A 15,674-nucleotide genomic window follows, 5' to 3' on the forward strand; every position below is an offset into this window, starting at 1 on the left:
CGATCGTGGTTATGGATTCCGGGCCTGCGCCTTGCGGCGCATCCCGGAACGACGGGGGTGAGATCATTCACTTGTCATAGACCCAGATCGGCCGCACCTCGATCGACCCGATGCGCGCGGAGGGAATCCGCGCCGCAATCTCGATCGCGGCATTCAAATCCTTGGCTTCGACCAGATAGTAACCGCCGAGCTGCTCGCGCGTCTCCGCGAACGGGCCATCAATCGTCAGCGTTTTGCCATCGCGCACGCGCACGGTCGTTGCCGTCGTCGTCGGCTGCAAGCGGTCGCCGGCCTTGAAGTTGCCGCTCTGGATGATGGACTGCGTGAAGGCCTGATATTCCGCCAGTATCTTCTGGCTGGTCGCCGCATCGTTCTTGGCGTACTCGACCTCGTTCTGGTAGATCATCAGCAGATACTGCATTGCTTCACTCCTGTGGTTCGGCTGTGTTGCCGACATCCAGTCGAACGGGGCACGCACCAAACGACACCTTCAGGATAAATTATTTGAAGCCCGCATGCGCGGCGATATCGGCTTGACGGAACCGTCACAAATGCTCCATGCCTAAACCGTCAGTCGGCCGGACGGCCGCTCCGGCAGGGGCCGAAAGGCCGCCGGGGAGGAAAGTCCGGGCTCCCTTGACATGCGGTGCCGGATAACGTCCGGCGGGGGTAACCCCAGGGAAAGTGCCACAGAGAACGAACCGCCCGCCTTCGCCCCTTCGGGGCTTCGGCGCGGTAAGGGTGAAAAGGTGCGGTAAGAGCGCACCGCGGCTCCGGCAACGGAGCCGGCATGGCAAACCCCACCGGGAGCAAAACCGAATAGGGACGGCGCAGCGGGCTGTTCGCGCAAGCGATAACGCCGCGGGGCGATGTCAGGCCCGCCGTCCGGGTAGGTTGCTCGAGGCCATGTGCAAACATGACCCCAGAGGAATGGCCGTCACGTACCGTTCGCGCAAGCGGGCGGTGCCTTACAGAACCCGGCTTACAGGCCGGCTGATATCTTGCAACGAGGGGTTCGGCGCCAACGCGCCGAGCCCCTCACCATTTTGGCCGTTGTCATTCCGGGGCGTGCGCAGCACGAGCCGAAATCCATGGAGCCGCGGAGTTGATGGATGAATGGATTCCGGGCTTCGCTTCGCGAGCCCCGGAATGACGGCGAGAATTACGCCACGATTTTCTCCAGCACGCCCATCAGCGCCTCCGGCGCACGAATGCGCGATGTAAACGCTGCGGCCGCTTTAGGCCCCGCGCGTGTCCGCCCTCACCAGCGCCGGTGCAAGCGCATTGCCTTCGCGCCGCAGCTTCTTCGGCTCGAAACCGTGCATGCCGAGCTGCCATTGCAGTCCGACGATGGCGCCCTTGGTCGGTTGCAGTAATGCGAGCGACGCGAACAGCGTCACCGGCAGCCACACCGCGAGTTGCAGCCACTCCGGCGGCGCATAGGCGGTCTCAACCGCAAGGATCGCCGGCACCACGAGATGGCCGACCACGACCATCACAAGATAGGCCGGAAAGTCGTCTGCGCGCTGGTGAAACAGCTCCTCGCCGCAATGGTCGCAAGCGTCAGTCACTTTCAGGAAGCGGCCGAACATGTGCCCCTCCCCGCAATTCGGACATTTGCCGGTGAAACCGCGCCACATCGCCTTCGCCAGAGAGACCGTCGCCATGACCACACCTCTTCCCTTTCAACGATCCATACAATAATATGTTGCATCCATACATTCAAAGGATCTGAACCTAAATTGCATGGATTGGACCCCTACAATCTCTGAGCTTTCCGGCCCGCGCTACCAGCGTATTGTCGATGCCATGGAAGCCGACATCGCCGCGGGCCGGCTGGTGCGCGGCCAGCAATTGCCGACACAGCGCGCGCTCGCAAAAGCGCTCGGCATCGACCTCACAACGGTGACGCGCGCCTACACCGAGGCGCGGCGCCGCGGCATCATGGAGGCGCGGGTCGGACAGGGCTCGTTCGTGTCGGAGACCAGCGCGCGCCGCGCGGTCGACCTGCCCCACCCAGTCGCGATCGACCTCTCGATGAACGTGCCGCCACATCCGCTGGAGGCACAGCTCGACGAGCGCATCATCGCCGGAATGGAAGCCATCCGCGCGCAATCGGGCTTGACGGCGCATCTCAACTACCAGCCGCCCGGCGGCAGCGCACATGAGCGCGAGATTGCGGCACGCTGGATGCGCGCCCGCGTTGCGCATGCGCATGCCGACAAGCTCGTGATCTTTCCCGGCGCGCAGACGATCCTGTTCAACCTGCTCAGCCATCTCGCGCGGCCCGGCGACATCGTGCTGACCGAAGCGCTCACCTTTCCGGGCATCAAGGCCGCCGCGGCGCGGCTTGGGATCAAGCTCGTCGGCGTCGCCATGGATGACGGCGGCATCCTGCCCGACGCGCTGGCAGACGCTTGCCGCACCCACAGGCCGAAAGCCGTCTATCTCATTCCGACGCTGCACAATCCGACCACGGCGACGCTCTCCCCCGAGCGGCGCAGCGCGATCGCAAAGATCATCCGCAATGCCGGTACGACACTGATCGAGGACGATGCCTACGGGCTGCTCGACCGTTCGGCATCGCCGATCGCAAGCCTCATTCCGGAGCGGACCTATCTCGCCACCACGCTGTCAAAATGCATCGCGCCGGCCCTCCGCGTCGCCTATCTGCTGACGCCCAACAATGATGCACAGCAGACGATGCGCAGCCATTTGCAGGCCACCGTGCAGATGCCGGCGCCGCTGATGGTGGCGCTGGTGACGCATTGGATCGAGACCGGCATTGCCGATCGCATCATCGCCGCCATCCGCAACGAAGCGGTTGGCCGCCAGCAGCTCGCGCAGCGCGCGCTGAAAGGATTTCAGTTCCTGGCCAGGCCCGCCGCCCATCATCTCTGGCTGAGGCTGCCGGAGGGCCGGTCCGATGTCGCGGGGCATCTCTTGCGGAATGGACTCGCACTGGTCGCCGCCGAAGCCTTCACCGTCGATGGGATGCCGCCGCATGCGGCGCGAGTCTCGCTGGGCGCAGCGCGCAACAGGGCGGAATTGACCGAGGCGCTGCGCATCCTGGTCAGCGCGCTGCACAAGCCGGCCGACACCAGGCAGATCGTCTAGCGAAAACCTATCGATGCTGACGGCGATGGCGCGAGCGAAGCGCAGGCACACCGGGTGACGGATAGGCCTGCGATGCATAGGCGTCGCGCGGGATGCCCTGCTGGCCGAGCGCAGCGCGCGCCGCCGGCGTGAGCTGGCCGCCATTCAGCACGTCGCGGTCGGGATGGGCGGCCTGATAGGCCGCAGGTTCGGAAAGCTGCGCCTGCGCTATTGTCGGCATCAAGGCCGCCGCCGACATCAGCGCGGCCGCAACGGCAATGTTCATGCCGGTCATCGCCATTCTCCATCATCTTGTGCGGGACTGACCGAACGGAGCGCACGATGGCGTCGGACGGGCCGCAGGATTGAAGTACTGAAGTACGACCGTCATGTAGGCGTGTCTTTCGCGAAAGCCCGAAGGCTGCAGATCACGCTTGCGTGCAGCACGGATTGACCGGCACGGCAGCAAGCGTGCTATGGGGCGCTGGTGATCAACAGTTCGGGATCGCCCATTGCGACAAGGATGATCCGTTGGAAACGCTCACCTACGTCCTGTTGTTGTTCGGCGCGCTGGCCGGCGGCTTCGTCTCGGGACTGGCCGGCTTCGGCACGGCGCTGATGGCGCTCGGCATCTGGCTCTACGTCCTGCCGCCATCGCTTGCGGTGCCGTTGGTGCTGATCTGCTCGGTAATCGCCCAGACCTCGACGCTGCCGTCGATGTGGAAGAGTTTTGACCTCTCGCTGGTCTGGCCGTTCCTGATCGGCGGGCTGGTCGGCGTGCCGCTGGGAACGATGATGGTGGCCTCGGCCGATCCAAAAGTTTTCAAGCTGAGCGTCGGTGTGCTGCTTCTGATCTTCTCGAGCGCGCTGTATCTGAACAAGAGGTCGCTCGCGATCGAATTCGGCGGCAGGATCGCAGACGGCGCGATCGGCTTTGCCGGCGGCATTCTTGGCGGCCTCGCGGGATTGTCGGGGCCGCTGCCGATCCTGTGGGCCAACATCCGCGGCTGGAACAAGCACGAGCGGCGCGGCATCTTCCAGCTCTTCAATTTTACGGTGCTCGCGACCGCGCTGGCGTTGCAGACCGCGTCGGGCCTCGTCGCCTTCAAAGTGGTCTGGCTCGCGCTGGTCGCCTTTCCGGGCACGCTGATCGGCGCATGGGCCGGCGCACGCGTCTATCACGCGTTGAGCGACAAGCATTTTGGCGATGTCGTGCTCGGCCTTCTGTTCCTGTCCGGCCTCGGCCTCGTCTGGAACAGTGTTGGCGCGTATTAGCCCCACGGCGCCGCAAATTATCCGGCGCCGCTGGGGAGGTGATTGTCGCTACGCAGGCGCACGCGCGGGAGGTGCGACAGGCTCAGCTTCGATCGGCCCGGGAGCCCCGACCTGCCGGAGCGGCGCCAGGCGCCTTTCGAACTCGCGGCGTAACAACCACAAGCTCAGCGCAGCCTGGAGCGTCGTCGCTGCGATCGACAAGTACCACACGTGCTCCATGCGGAAGCCCGGCCGCGTCGACAGCCAGATCGCCGGCAAGGAATAGGTGAACACGCGCGTCGCCGAGCTCAAGAGCACCGGCTTGGTATTGCCGAGGCCCTGGAACATGCTCGAGCAGGTGAAGATCAGGCCCTGCGCCACCATGTTGAACGAGATGATCCGCAGGAACAGGAAGGCGATCTCCATCGTCTCCCGGTCGTTGGAGAATCCGGCGAGCAGCAACTCCGGCTTCGCTTGCGCAAGGATCATGAAGCCGATCATCACGGCTGTGGTGATTAGCGCCGCCTTGACGAAGGTCTCCCGCACGCGCGCGCCGTTTGCGGCGCCGACGTTCTGGCCGGCGATCGGCCCGGCCGCGAGTGCGACCGCAAGCGCCGGCATCTGGATCAGGCCGAGCACCCGCTGCCCGATGCCGAATCCCGCCTGCGCCGCCGCACCGAAATCGCGCAGCACGTAATAGACCACGGCCATGAAGATGAACATCATCGCGAACTCGCCGCCGGCCGGCAGACCGAGATTGAGAATGCGCTTCAAATGGCGCGGCTGCGGGCGCCACTGCGCCGCGTTGAACGCGACGTAGCGCTCGACCTGGCGGAAGTACGCGAGCAGCATCAGAACGCCGATCGCTACCGCGATCGAGCTCGCCAGCCCGGCGCCGGCAACGCCGAGCGGATAGCCCGTGCCCCAGCCCGCGATCAGCACCGGCGCCAGCGCGATGTTGATGAGCACCGCGAGCGCCTGCACCAGCATGGCGGGACGGACAATGCCGGTCGCGCGCAGCGCAGACGCCATCACCTGAGTGGCAAACTGCAGCGCGAGCGCGGGCATGAACCACAATAGATAGATGGTCCCCGCCTCGATCGTGGCCTGATCCGCGGCGATCGAGCGCATGTAGAGACGCGACAAAGCTGCGCCCGCGGCCAGGGTCAGCAGGCCGAACAGCACCGACAGCGCGATCGCCTGGTTGAAGATCAGATTGGCATCCTGCCGATCCTTGCGTCCCACGGCGTGCGCGATCAGCGCCACCGTGCCGACGCCGAGCACCGCATCAGCGCGTTGACGAGAAATCCGGCATTGCCGGCCGCGGCGACACCCGCGACGGCAGCATCGCCCAATCCCGAGACGAAGTAGAGATCGACCAGCTGGCAGACCATAATCGTGATCATGCCCACCATGATCGGCGGTGCCATGGCCAGGATGTGTCTCACGATGGGGCCGTTCGTCAGGTCCTTCATGTCATTCACCTCCGGCGGCGTGGCGTCGGGACTTCGCCCCGCCGCCGCGCGCCTCATTCCGCTGCTGCGATATGTCCGAGCTCCACCACCTGCCGCTCGAACAGACCACGATAGATGCCCCCTCGGTTGCCCGCGAGCACGGCATGCGTGCCCTGCTCGACGATCTCGCCGCGATCGAACACCAGGATGCGATCGAGGCTCTTCACGGTGGACAGCCGGTGCGCAATCACGATCGAGGTGCGGCCCTTCATCAGCCGCTCCATCGCCTGTTGGATCAGCGCCTCCGACTCCGAATCCAGACTCGAGGTCGCCTCGTCCAGCATCAGCACCGGCGCATCCGCCAGGAAGGCGCGCGCCAGCGCCACGCGCTGCCGCTCGCCGCCCGACAACTTCACGCCGCGCTCGCCGACCAGCGTGCCGTAGCCCTTGGGCAGGCGAAGAATGAACTCGTGCGCGTTCGCAAGCCGCGCCGCCTGCTCGATCGCCTCTAGGCTGGCGCCCGGCCGGCCATAGGCGATGTTTTCGGCGAGCGAGCGGTGGAACAGGATCGGCTCCTGCTGCACGATCGCGATCTGGCTGCGCAGCGATTGCTGCGTGGCGCGCGCGATGTCCTGCCCGTCGATCAGCACGCAGCCACTGGTGACGTCGTAAAGCCGCTGCACCAGCTTGACGAAGGTCGTCTTGCCGGAGCCGGAGCGGCCGACGAGGCCGACACGCTCGCCGGCGCGGATCGTCACCGACAGCCCGTCATAGAGCGGCGCGCGGTGGCCGCCATAATGGAACGTGACGTCGTCGAACACGATCTCGCCGCCCTCGATCGCGATCGGACGCGCATCGGAAGCATCCGCAATGCCGATCGGCTCGTCGTGGATCGCCACCAGCTCGTCCATGTCGTTGACCGAGCGCTGGAGGTTGTTGATGTGCATGCCGACGTCGCGCAAATAGGCGTGGATGACGTAATAGCTCGTCAGCACATACGTGACGTCGCCGGGCGTGGCATGACCTGACATCCACAGCAGCACCGAGCCGCCGATCACGGAGGCGCGCAGGCACAGCAGCAAGGAAAGCTGCGACATCGCCGTGTAATTGTAACGAAACCAGGTCCGCCGCACGCGCACGCGCCAACGGTTGATGACGCGCGCGAGCCGCGCATCCTCGCGCGCTTCGGCACCGAACGACTTCACCACGGCGTTGCAGGTCAGCGCGTCCGCCAGCGTGCCTCCGACCTTGGTGTCCCAGGCATTGGAGACGCGGGCTGCCGGCGCGATGTAGCGGGTCGAGAACACCACCGTGATGGTGACGTAGACGACCGCCCCGAGCGCGATCACCAGGCCGAGCGAGGCCCAGTGCACGCCGAGCAGGACCATCGACCCGATCAGCACGACCAGCGAAGGCAGAAGCGCGAGCAGAATGGTGTCGTTGAGCAGGTCGAGCGCCCACATGCCACGGGTGATCTTGCGCACCGTGGAGCCGGCAAAGGAGTTCGCGTGCCAGTCGGTCGAGAAGCGCTGCACGCGCGTGAACGCGTCCTGCGCGACGTCGGACATGGTCGTCAGCGTGAACGGCACGATCGCCTGGAGGCCGACGAGCCGCAGCACCATCGAGGCTGCGCCCAGCGCCACGATGGCGCCGAACGCCGTGAGCGCCGCGTGGCGCGCGTCCGGGTCGGACGGGCCGCGCGTCAGCGCATCGACCAGATGCCCTGAGAACACCGGCATGAACAGGTCGGCGAGAGTCGCGCCCAAGACGCCGCCGGCCACAACGAGGCCGCGCCCCGGCTGCTTCAGCCAGTGGCGGAACACGAAGGGCAGCACCACGCGAATTGCGGCGGGCTTTTTAGACAGAGCGGTCATGACATCATCCGGCCGCACGCGCGGGCCGGCTCCATCGATGGACACAGACCGGCCGCGAGGGCCGAGACGGCGTCACTCAAAACTGATTTTGACTTGGGAAGCGGAGCGATCGGGGCGCTTGGTCGAAATCTTGGCCCAATCGAAGCTGGCGGAAAGGGCCTCTATGAGGCCGAGCACATACCGAGCCAGAACATCGAGCGCGGGCGTGCGATCTGCGAATGCGTCGAAATCATGCAAATCCCTCCCGGCTCGATTGAATGAGGTGCGCTTTATAGATGTGTCGCAAGCGCTTTGCAACGGGGCTCGCGCGAGATCACGCACGAGTGTTGCAATTTGGTTCGCGACGCCGTCCGCATCGCTGGTTGCGCGCTGCCCACCCCAATCTCCGCCGTCATGCCCGGCTTGACGGGGCATCCAATACGGCGCGGCGAGTGTGGTGCGAGAGCGAGCTCTCCAAGGCCTGCCTCTGGAATACTGGATCGTCCGGTCAGCCGGACGATGACACCGAACACGTGGAGTTGCGTCAATGCGCGTCGCCGCCGGCACCAAACGGCGAAGGCGGCTTCTTCAGCAGCGCGACCAGGACGCTGAGCGCGAGATAGAACAGCGTCAGCACGAAGAAGGCGTCGCCAAAGCTCATCACCACGGCCTGGCGATGAACCAGCTGGGAGAGCTGCTTCATGGCCATCAGCGTGGCATCGCCAAGCCCCTGAAACTTCTGCATGAACATGGTCAGGGTTTCGGTCGCGGTCGCATTACCCCACGTCACGCGCTCCTGGAGGCGGGTGATGTGGAGGTCGGTGCGATCGTTGAGCACGGTGTTGATGACGGCGAGGCCGAGCGCGCCGCCGAGATTGCGCATCAGGTTGAACACGCCGCTCGCGTTCTTCACCTTCTCGGGTGCCAGCGTACCGAGGGCGACGTTGTTGGTCGGCACCATCGCGAACATCATGCCTATGCCGCGCAGGATCTGCGGCACCAGCAGTTCATAGAAATCATAGTCTCGCGTCATCCAGGTCATCTGGTAGGAGCCGAGCGCGAACACGACAAGACCGAACGCGATCATGTAGCGCATGTCGACCTTCGCCATGAGCCGGCCGACCAGCGGCGCGACCAGGAACATGGTGATGCCGGAGACGAACATGGTGTCGCCGATCATCAACGCGCTGTAGCCGCGCACTTCGGCGAGATAGCGCGGATAGATATAGGTCAGGCCATAGAGCCCGATCCCGATGCAGAACTGCAGCGTGCAGCCGACGGCGAAATTGCGGTCCGAGAAGGTGCGCAAGTTCACGATCGGCTCGGCCGCGGTGAAGACGCGCCAGAAGAAGGCGATTCCCGAGATTGCACAGATCCAGGCGCAGATCGCGACCGAGGTGTCCTGCATCCATTCATATTGCGGCCCCTCCTCCAGCACATATTCGAGCGTGCCGAGAAAGCCGGCCATGAACAACAGGCCCCACCAGTCGAAGCGGTCGAGCAGTTCGAGATGAGGCTCGTCGAAATCGACCAGCGCCAGCACGCCGACGGTGATGCCGATGCCAGGCAGAACGTTGATGTAGAACAGCCAATGCCAGGACATCGCGTCGGTGATGTAGCCGCCGACCGTCGGTCCGATCGTGGGTGCGAGGGTCGCAACAAGCCCGATGATGGGGCCGACGATGTGGAATTTCGAGCGCGGAAACACGGTATAGGCCGAGGCGAACACCGTCGGGATCATGCCGGCGCCGAGGAATCCCTGGAGCGCGCGCCAAAGGATCATCTCCTCGATGGTGCTGGCAAAGCCGCAGAGCAGGCTCGAGGCGGTGAAGCCGGCGGCCGAGATCGCGAACAACAGCCGCGTGCCAAAGGCGCGCGACAGGAATCCCGAGAGCGGAATGGCGATGACCTCGGCTATCAGATAGGCGGTCTGGACCCAGGAGACTTCGCTGGAGCTTGCCGACAGTCCGGCCTGGATTTCGCTCAAGGAGGCCGAGACGATCTGGATGTCCAGGATCGACATGAACATCCCGAACACCATGATGATGAAGGCAAACAGCCGCTTCGGCGCGATCCGCTCGGAAGCCGGGGCCGCCATCATGGCAGGTGAAGCGGTGGAGGTGTCGGCCATTTGTCAGCTCTGATAGGAGCAAGCTGCGAGTTGGCGGCACCTCTCCCGCTTGCGGGAGAGGTCGCGCCGAAGGCGCGGGTGAGGGTTCTCTCCTCTAGGGGATTGTCCCATTCTGGAAACACCCTCTCCCCAGCCCTCTCCCGCAAGCGGGAGAGGGAGCGCACCTGCATTCGCGGCTGCAGCGTGATTCATATCACCGCGCCTACTGCGGGTGAACCGCAATGGGATCGTCGAGATCGACCTCGCTGTCGGCATCGGCAGCACCCTTGTTGGTGTCGACGGTCGCGTAGACCGACATGCCGGCGCGGAGCAGGTTCTGCTTCGCCACCGATTTCGGCACGCGGATGCGCACCGGCACGCGCTGCACGATCTTGGTGAAGTTGCCGGTGGCATTGTCAGGCGGCAGCAGCGTGAACACCGAGCCCGCGCCCGCCGCGATGCTGTCGACGACGCCGGAGAACTTGCGCATGCCATAGGCATCGACCTTGATCGTCACCGGCTGGCCGGGGCGGATGCGCTTGAGCTGCGTTTCCTTGAAATTGGCGTCGATATAGACTTCGTCGAGCGGCACGATGTTGCCGAGGCGCTGGCCGACCGCGACGAAGTCGCCCGTATTGACCAGGCGATTCGAGAACGTGCCGTTGACCGGCGCGCGCACCGCGGTGAATCCGAGATCGCGCTCAGCCTTGGCGAGCGTGGTCTTGAGCTCGGCGAGCTGCGCCTGCGCTTCGGCCTGCTGCGCCTTGGCGACGTCGACATTGCTGACCGCGACGTCGTAGGCGGCCTGCGCGGCCTTGACCGCGGCCGCGCCCTGGTCGCGTCCGGCTTCCGAGCTCTCGAAGGTGGCGCGCGAGGCAAAGCCCTTGCTGCTCAGCGCCTGCTGGCGCTCATAGTCGAGATCGGCACGCTTGAGGCCCGCTTCAGCCGAGACGAGCTGCGCCTTTGCTTGCGCGACCTGGCTATCGAGTGCTGCGACCTGGCGGCTGATGCGGTCAATCGTGGCCTGCTGGGTCGCGATCTTGGTCGCGGCGGCATCGACTGCGATCTTGTAGTCGCCGTCGTCGATGCGGAAGACGACGTCGCCCGCGCGCACCGGCGAGTTGTCGCCGGCGAGGACCGCGGAGATGTGGCCGGCGACGCGCGCACCGAGCATGGTGTTGTTGGCGCGGACATAAGCATCGTCGGTGGAGATGTAGAAGCGGCCGACCAAGGTGTAGTAACCGGCATAGCTCGCGACCGCGAGCGCCAGCAGCAAGCCAACGCCCATCAGGACGAATTTGCGCTTGCCGGATTTGGGCGCGGCGGCAGCAGCGCTATGGACAGGGGCAGCCGGGGCCGCCCTGTCAGTCGCGGGCTTCTCGGCCACCTCGACGCTGCGGTGCTCGGTTTCCTCGACCACATGAGAGCGCAATTTCTCAGCCAGGACGGCGGGTTTCTCGCTCGCCGCGTCACCGCTCGCCTGCTCCGGCGTCGTCTCCACCGCTTCCTGGCGAAGGACGCGCGCAGCCTGGTCTCTCGATACGGCCATAAAGGCCTCCCCAAAAGCGCGAGCAGGGGTGGCCGCCACGGCACGCCCCTTTTCGCTCGTCCTGAATACCTTGACCGAACGGTTCGGTCAATCTACATAATATTCCCGGTGTCATCTTAATAGCCGGAATCCTTTATTCGGGTTCATAGCCCCAGACGCGGATCCAAAAACCTTCCGAGACCCTAAACCAATGGTTGTAGCTGCCAGCGAACGTCTTCACATCGTCCCGGAGGAGGACAGCTCCAAGCGACGTCAAATCCTGGACGGTGCTCGCAAAGTGTTCATGGCTCTCGGTTTCGACGGCGCCAGCATGGGCGAGATCGCGCGCGCGGCACAGGTTTCCAAGGGCACGCTCTACGTCTATTTCGCCGACAAATCGGCGCTGTTCGAAGCCATTCTCGAAGAGGAGGCGCTCCAGCACGGCCAGGTCGTGTTCAATTTCGATCCCGCGCGCGATGCCGAGACCACGCTGAAGGATTTCGGCCAGGCCTATATCCATTTACTCTGCCGGCCCGGCGGCGGATCGGCAATCCGCACCGTGATGGCAATCGCCGAGCGCATGCCCGACGTCGGCCGCCGTTACTATGCGCGGGTGCTGGACAAGACCATCCACCGGTTGTCCGATTATCTCAAAGCCCATGTCGCTTCCGGCGATCTCGACATCGACGATTGCGATCTTGCCGCCTCGCAATTCATGGAACTGTGCAAGGCCTCGCTGTTCCTGCCGTTCGTCTTCCAGGCTGCTCCCGCACCGTCGCAAGAGCGCATGACCGAAGTCGTCGACAGCGCGACGCGGATGTTCCTCGCGACGTATCGGGCGAAGTAACCGCGAGCGTGCTACGCGTTGCGCAGGCGCGTCGCGGGCGGTTATATTTGCGTCCATGCCTCGTGATCTTCGCCCCCCTGTCGATATTCTCCACTATGAGATCGTCCAGGAGCAGGCCTCGGCGCTTGGACGAATGGGCCGCGCGCTGGAACAGAGCCTCGCGCGTTTGCGCGAGTTCGACGCCGCCCACGCGGCCTCGGGGATACCGGCCTCACTGCAACCGGCCAGACGTAGGCTGGTGCATGAAGCCGGCCATGCGCTGTGGATGTTCGTAGTGCAACGCGAGGCGTCCGGTCTTCGCGACAGCCGCCACATCATGCGAACCTACAACGTCCCTGGCGAGGTGCAGCGGTGCATGGGGCTCCCACCGTCGAAGCCGGCCTCGAAATGACTTGCTGGCGGGCTACGGCCCCATCGTAGCCACCGGTTTTGCGCAAGCCTCAATCGTCGGCGTACTCGTCTTCTTCGCGCTTGTGCGCGGCGCTCTTGCGGCCGAGCGAACCAGTCACGGAAGGATCGCGTGCATTCGCATAGGGGCTGCGTGACTGCGCACGCGCAGCGACCTCATCGCCGGAGACGGCGGCGGGCTGGCAGATCAGGCGACGGCTGGCGCGGCGCATCAGATCGACGTGGATGTGATCGTAATGATAGACGTTGGAGCCGGGCGCGAGCACCGTCGTGAAATGCGCGCAGGCACCGGACTGCACGTCGCGCAAAAATCCCTGCTCTTCCGGCATGCCGCGCCAGCCTTCCTTCACAGTGACACGGCGGCCGTCGGCGAGCACGAAGGCGGAAATATCGAGCGCATTGCCGAAGGCGTGCTCGGAAATGTGGGCGCGCGAGTTGCCGTTCATGCCGCGGCAGGAATAGGCGGAGATCTGCTTGATCTCGGCGACACGGACCCCGAACCAGCGCATGGCCGAGGGCTGCACGGTGTCGGCGAGCCAGCGGTCGAGCTCGGATACGATCGGACAGGCCAGCGTCGCGGTCGGCTTGATCGCAACGGGACCGACGGCGGTGACGGGATTGCCCTGCGCCGGGCCAAGACGCGGCAGCGGCTGCTGCGCGGGCGGTTGCCCGTAGGGTGCCGCACCGGCCGGCCGCGCCGGATAGCTCGGCGCATTCATGTAGCGCGCGGCCCCCGCGGCATCGGTGCCCTCGGGCGGCAGATCGATCTCGTCTTCCTGCGGCACCACGCCGGGCGCGTTCAGCGACATCGGTCCGGTTGAAGTGCCATAGCCGGAAGGCTGCTGCACCGCGCTCTCCGGATAGTTCGATCGCTGCGGGTGGGAGGGTGCCGGATAATTCTGGCTCTGCGGATAGTTCGACCGCGGCTGCGTGACCGGCCAGCGCGGCTGGTTGCCGATGCTCCCCGGCGGACGCAGCTCCTCGTCGGCAAAGCCATAGCTGTTGGAGGCTTCGCCGATGGCGGCGACCTTCAGCGGAAATTCGGCGCCACATTGGCCAGGGCCGGAGATCGGATCGATGCGGACGATGTCCGCACTCTCCTTGACCGCTCCAGATTTCAGGCACGCCGCTTCCGCCTCGGCCCGCCACGGTTCGCGTTCGGCCTGGAAGAAGCCGCGTCCACAACCCGCAAGCGAAACAAGGACGATGGAGCCGACGAGATACAAACGAACTCCGCGCGTCATGAACGCACGTTCGGTGAATTTACTTAAAGACTCTTCAACGTGTCGTTTCAGCCTTCTTTAACCATGCCGGCCCGCGTGCGCCGAAATGCTGCCAGACTGAGCGACAGGACGACTGACTTTTTCGGAAGGAGACTCTCTGTTAACCATAAAGCTCGCGCAACGCGGCGCGACAGCGGGAGCGATCTCATGACGTTCGCCGGCAGACTGAGCATTATCACCGCGTACCTCGCCATGGCCTTCGTCGGCGCCATCGTGTTCGGCATCATATAGGGCCGCGCTCCATCTCATGGATCGTTACCGACATCAGGCCAAGATGGCCGAATGTGCGCCGGCTCACGCAGGCGACGGCCAGAGGTAGTGATGTCGATCACGGAAGAAGGGACAGCCGGGGCGTAGGGTCGAACTACGCTCAGTCCACCAGCGACACCAGTCCATACGCGGACACGGAGGTTGTCATGAACAAGCTCACCATCGCCGCCACGGCGCTCTTCCTTGCTTCGACCGCCGCGGCGCATGCGGGCAATTCGATCTCGTTCCAGATCGAAGGCCAGCACATCCGCATTGAGACGCCGCGCAATTGTGCCTCACTCAATTGCGTGGCCATCGTGGCGCCGGGCCTGTCGGACAAGCCGATCAAGCTGAACAACATCAACCTCAAGGGCCTGGGCGGCTCCAAGGAGGATGACGTCGACACCACGCCGGCTCCGGCGACCACGAATGCGCAGCCGGCGCCGGCTCCGGTGCAGCAGCAGCCAGTGCCACAGGCGCCGGTCCAGGCGACTGCGCCCGCCGCAACGGACCCGACGGCTCCCGCCGCCGCGTCCGCCGGCCTCGACACCGCGCAGCCTGCACCTGTTGCGGCGCCTGCTCCCGTCGCTGCACCCGCTCCCATCGCTGCTGCTCCCGCGCCGGCCCCGGCTGCGGTTGCCGCGGCGCCCGTGGCGCCACCAAACTCGCCGATCGGCGTGTGGGCGACCGAAGAGAACAAAGGCAATGTCCGTGTCGAACAGTGCGGCGCCAATCTCTGCGGTTATGCCGTGAAGACCAATGAGCGCATCCTGATCAACATGAAGCCCGACGGCTCGAAGTGGAGCGGCCGCATCCACGATCCCAACTCTGGCCGCAATTACGACTCGACCATCGCGATGAAAGGTCCGAATGCAATGCGCGTGCAGGGCTGCGCCTTCGGCGGTATGTTCTGCGGCGGCCAGACCTGGAAGCGCGTGAGCTGACATCGAAGGTGTCGACCAGCGCGCGGCGCGCGCTCACGCCTCGCCGCGCAGCCACGCCTTCACCTTCTGCAACAAGCCGTGCGCAGTTCGTCGACCGAGGCGGCTTGGGCTGGTGTCAGCGTCTGCAAGGCCGCATCGATATGATCGGCCGGCGGCGTCGGCTCGGGCGAAGGCGCAACACCGGCAGCGGCGAGTGCAATCGGACCGATCTGCGCCAGGAACGCGCGCTCATATTCGCGCGACAGCCGCGCGATTGCGTCGTCCAACGTCAGCCAGTCCACCGCCTTGATGTCGTTCATAGGTTTGCGGACTGGTCCGCCATCGGCCTCCATGCGCCAGAAATGCACGACCTTGGTGCGCCCGCCCGATTGATAGCCCAGCGTGCCCAGAAATTCGTGCACCGCGACGTCGTGCCCGGTCTCTTCCAGCACCTCGCGATGCGCGGCCTCCTTTGGCGTCTCGCCGTCGTCGAGCTTACCCTTGGGCAAGACCCATTCGTTGCGCTTGCGCTGGCGCACCACGGCGATCAGCGGCATCGAACCTCGCCGCAGCACAATACCACCCGCCGCCATCACCGGCGCCCGCGCCATCACTCACATCCAGTTGTCCCCGCGGACGATATAGGCGGCGGGCGCGGCGGATTGAAGG

General features: G+C 65.0%; 13 protein-coding genes, 1 other RNA gene and 2 pseudogenes. 6 read left to right on the top strand and 10 right to left on the bottom strand.

Annotated features, from left to right (window positions below; all coding sequences use genetic code 11):
• Window positions 1-67: 67 nt before the first annotated feature.
• On the bottom strand, window positions 68-421 hold the full coding sequence (locus tag IVA98_RS23870) for a YciI family protein (protein WP_247306756.1): 354 nt from the start codon (window positions 419-421) through the stop codon (window positions 68-70).
• Window positions 422-570: 149 nt separating this feature from the next.
• Between IVA98_RS23870 and rnpB the strand changes: the two genes are divergently transcribed.
• Window positions 571-1,001, top strand: an RNA gene (gene rnpB / locus IVA98_RS23875) — RNase P RNA component class A.
• A gap of 237 nt (window positions 1,002-1,238) precedes the next feature.
• Here the strand turns inward: rnpB and IVA98_RS23880 are convergent.
• On the bottom strand, window positions 1,239-1,667 hold the full coding sequence (locus IVA98_RS23880) for a DUF983 domain-containing protein (protein WP_247306758.1): 429 nt from the start codon (window positions 1,665-1,667) through the stop codon (window positions 1,239-1,241).
• A 79-nt stretch (window positions 1,668-1,746) separates the two neighbouring features.
• On the opposite strand from IVA98_RS23880, the gene IVA98_RS23885 reads away from it, so the two are divergent.
• A complete protein-coding gene (locus IVA98_RS23885; protein WP_247355636.1) occupies window positions 1,747-3,117 on the top strand; it encodes an aminotransferase-like domain-containing protein in 1,371 nt (456 codons plus the stop codon).
• Window positions 3,118-3,124: 7 nt separating this feature from the next.
• On the opposite strand, the gene IVA98_RS23890 is transcribed toward IVA98_RS23885, so the two are convergent.
• Window positions 3,125-3,391 carry a hypothetical protein gene (locus tag IVA98_RS23890; RefSeq protein ID WP_247306762.1) on the bottom strand — a complete coding sequence of 89 codons (267 nt, stop codon included), beginning with the start codon at window positions 3,389-3,391 and terminating at the stop codon, window positions 3,125-3,127.
• Between the two features lie 236 nt (window positions 3,392-3,627).
• Here IVA98_RS23890 and IVA98_RS23895 point away from each other — a divergent pair, with 236 nt between their 5' ends.
• Window positions 3,628-4,371 carry a sulfite exporter TauE/SafE family protein gene (locus IVA98_RS23895; protein ID WP_247306835.1) on the top strand — a complete coding sequence of 248 codons (744 nt, stop codon included), beginning with the start codon at window positions 3,628-3,630 and terminating at the stop codon, window positions 4,369-4,371.
• A gap of 48 nt (window positions 4,372-4,419) precedes the next feature.
• Here the strand turns inward: IVA98_RS23895 and IVA98_RS23900 are convergent.
• The 5 genes and pseudogenes from IVA98_RS23900 to IVA98_RS23920 form a co-directional block, all read right to left on the bottom strand.
• Window positions 4,420-5,825: pseudogene (locus tag IVA98_RS23900) on the bottom strand (MATE family efflux transporter).
• A 53-nt stretch (window positions 5,826-5,878) separates the two neighbouring features.
• Window positions 5,879-7,678, bottom strand: coding sequence for an ABC transporter ATP-binding protein (locus IVA98_RS23905; protein ID WP_247306766.1), 1,800 nt, complete (start codon window positions 7,676-7,678; stop codon window positions 5,879-5,881).
• A 72-nt stretch (window positions 7,679-7,750) separates the two neighbouring features.
• Window positions 7,751-7,915, bottom strand: coding sequence for a hypothetical protein (locus tag IVA98_RS23910; RefSeq protein WP_247306768.1), 165 nt, complete (start codon window positions 7,913-7,915; stop codon window positions 7,751-7,753).
• Window positions 7,916-8,201: 286 nt separating this feature from the next.
• Entirely contained in the window at window positions 8,202-9,788 is a 1,587-nt protein-coding gene (locus IVA98_RS23915; RefSeq protein ID WP_247306770.1) for a DHA2 family efflux MFS transporter permease subunit, read from the bottom strand.
• A gap of 202 nt (window positions 9,789-9,990) precedes the next feature.
• Window positions 9,991-11,316, bottom strand: coding sequence for an HlyD family secretion protein (locus IVA98_RS23920; protein ID WP_247306772.1), 1,326 nt, complete (start codon window positions 11,314-11,316; stop codon window positions 9,991-9,993).
• Window positions 11,317-11,506: 190 nt separating this feature from the next.
• On the opposite strand from IVA98_RS23920, the gene IVA98_RS23925 reads away from it, so the two are divergent.
• Entirely contained in the window at window positions 11,507-12,142 is a 636-nt protein-coding gene (locus IVA98_RS23925; RefSeq protein WP_247278449.1) for a TetR/AcrR family transcriptional regulator, read from the top strand.
• A gap of 55 nt (window positions 12,143-12,197) precedes the next feature.
• Window positions 12,198-12,533, top strand: coding sequence for a DUF6665 family protein (locus IVA98_RS23930; protein WP_247306774.1), 336 nt, complete (start codon window positions 12,198-12,200; stop codon window positions 12,531-12,533).
• A 49-nt stretch (window positions 12,534-12,582) separates the two neighbouring features.
• Here the strand turns inward: IVA98_RS23930 and IVA98_RS23935 are convergent, their stop codons facing one another.
• Window positions 12,583-13,794 carry an extensin-like domain-containing protein gene (locus tag IVA98_RS23935; RefSeq protein ID WP_247355637.1) on the bottom strand — a complete coding sequence of 404 codons (1,212 nt, stop codon included), beginning with the start codon at window positions 13,792-13,794 and terminating at the stop codon, window positions 12,583-12,585.
• A gap of 455 nt (window positions 13,795-14,249) precedes the next feature.
• On the opposite strand from IVA98_RS23935, the gene IVA98_RS23940 reads away from it, so the two are divergent.
• On the top strand, window positions 14,250-15,026 hold the full coding sequence (locus IVA98_RS23940; protein WP_247306781.1) for a DUF2147 domain-containing protein: 777 nt from the start codon (window positions 14,250-14,252) through the stop codon (window positions 15,024-15,026).
• Between the two features lie 33 nt (window positions 15,027-15,059).
• Here IVA98_RS23940 and IVA98_RS23945 read toward each other — a convergent pair.
• A pseudogene (locus IVA98_RS23945) lies at window positions 15,060-15,616 on the bottom strand (NUDIX hydrolase).
• Window positions 15,617-15,674 lie beyond the last annotated feature (58 nt).

This window comes from Bradyrhizobium sp. 160 (genome assembly GCF_023073735.1).
Lineage (GTDB): Bacteria > Pseudomonadota > Alphaproteobacteria > Rhizobiales > Xanthobacteraceae > Bradyrhizobium.

What these genes read in the sequence shown, in the direction of transcription:
- IVA98_RS23880 (WP_247306758.1), bottom strand. Translation starts at nt 1,667, where the DNA reads ATGGCGACGGTCTCTCTGGCGAAGGCGATGTGGCGCGGTTTCACCGGC.
- IVA98_RS23870 (WP_247306756.1), bottom strand. Translation starts at nt 421, where the DNA reads ATGCAGTATCTGCTGATGATCTACCAGAACGAGGTCGAGTACGCCAAG.
- IVA98_RS23915 (WP_247306770.1), bottom strand. Translation starts at nt 9,788, where the DNA reads ATGGCCGACACCTCCACCGCTTCACCTGCCATGATGGCGGCCCCGGCT.
- IVA98_RS23935 (WP_247355637.1), bottom strand. Translation starts at nt 13,794, where the DNA reads ATGACGCGCGGAGTTCGTTTGTATCTCGTCGGCTCCATCGTCCTTGTT.
- IVA98_RS23905 (WP_247306766.1), bottom strand. Translation starts at nt 7,678, where the DNA reads ATGACCGCTCTGTCTAAAAAGCCCGCCGCAATTCGCGTGGTGCTGCCC.
- IVA98_RS23930 (WP_247306774.1), top strand. Translation starts at nt 12,198, where the DNA reads ATGCCTCGTGATCTTCGCCCCCCTGTCGATATTCTCCACTATGAGATC.
- IVA98_RS23890 (WP_247306762.1), bottom strand. Translation starts at nt 3,391, where the DNA reads ATGACCGGCATGAACATTGCCGTTGCGGCCGCGCTGATGTCGGCGGCG.
- IVA98_RS23925 (WP_247278449.1), top strand. Translation starts at nt 11,507, where the DNA reads ATGGTTGTAGCTGCCAGCGAACGTCTTCACATCGTCCCGGAGGAGGAC.
- IVA98_RS23920 (WP_247306772.1), bottom strand. Translation starts at nt 11,316, where the DNA reads ATGGCCGTATCGAGAGACCAGGCTGCGCGCGTCCTTCGCCAGGAAGCG.
- IVA98_RS23885 (WP_247355636.1), top strand. Translation starts at nt 1,747, where the DNA reads ATGGATTGGACCCCTACAATCTCTGAGCTTTCCGGCCCGCGCTACCAG.
- IVA98_RS23940 (WP_247306781.1), top strand. Translation starts at nt 14,250, where the DNA reads ATGAACAAGCTCACCATCGCCGCCACGGCGCTCTTCCTTGCTTCGACC.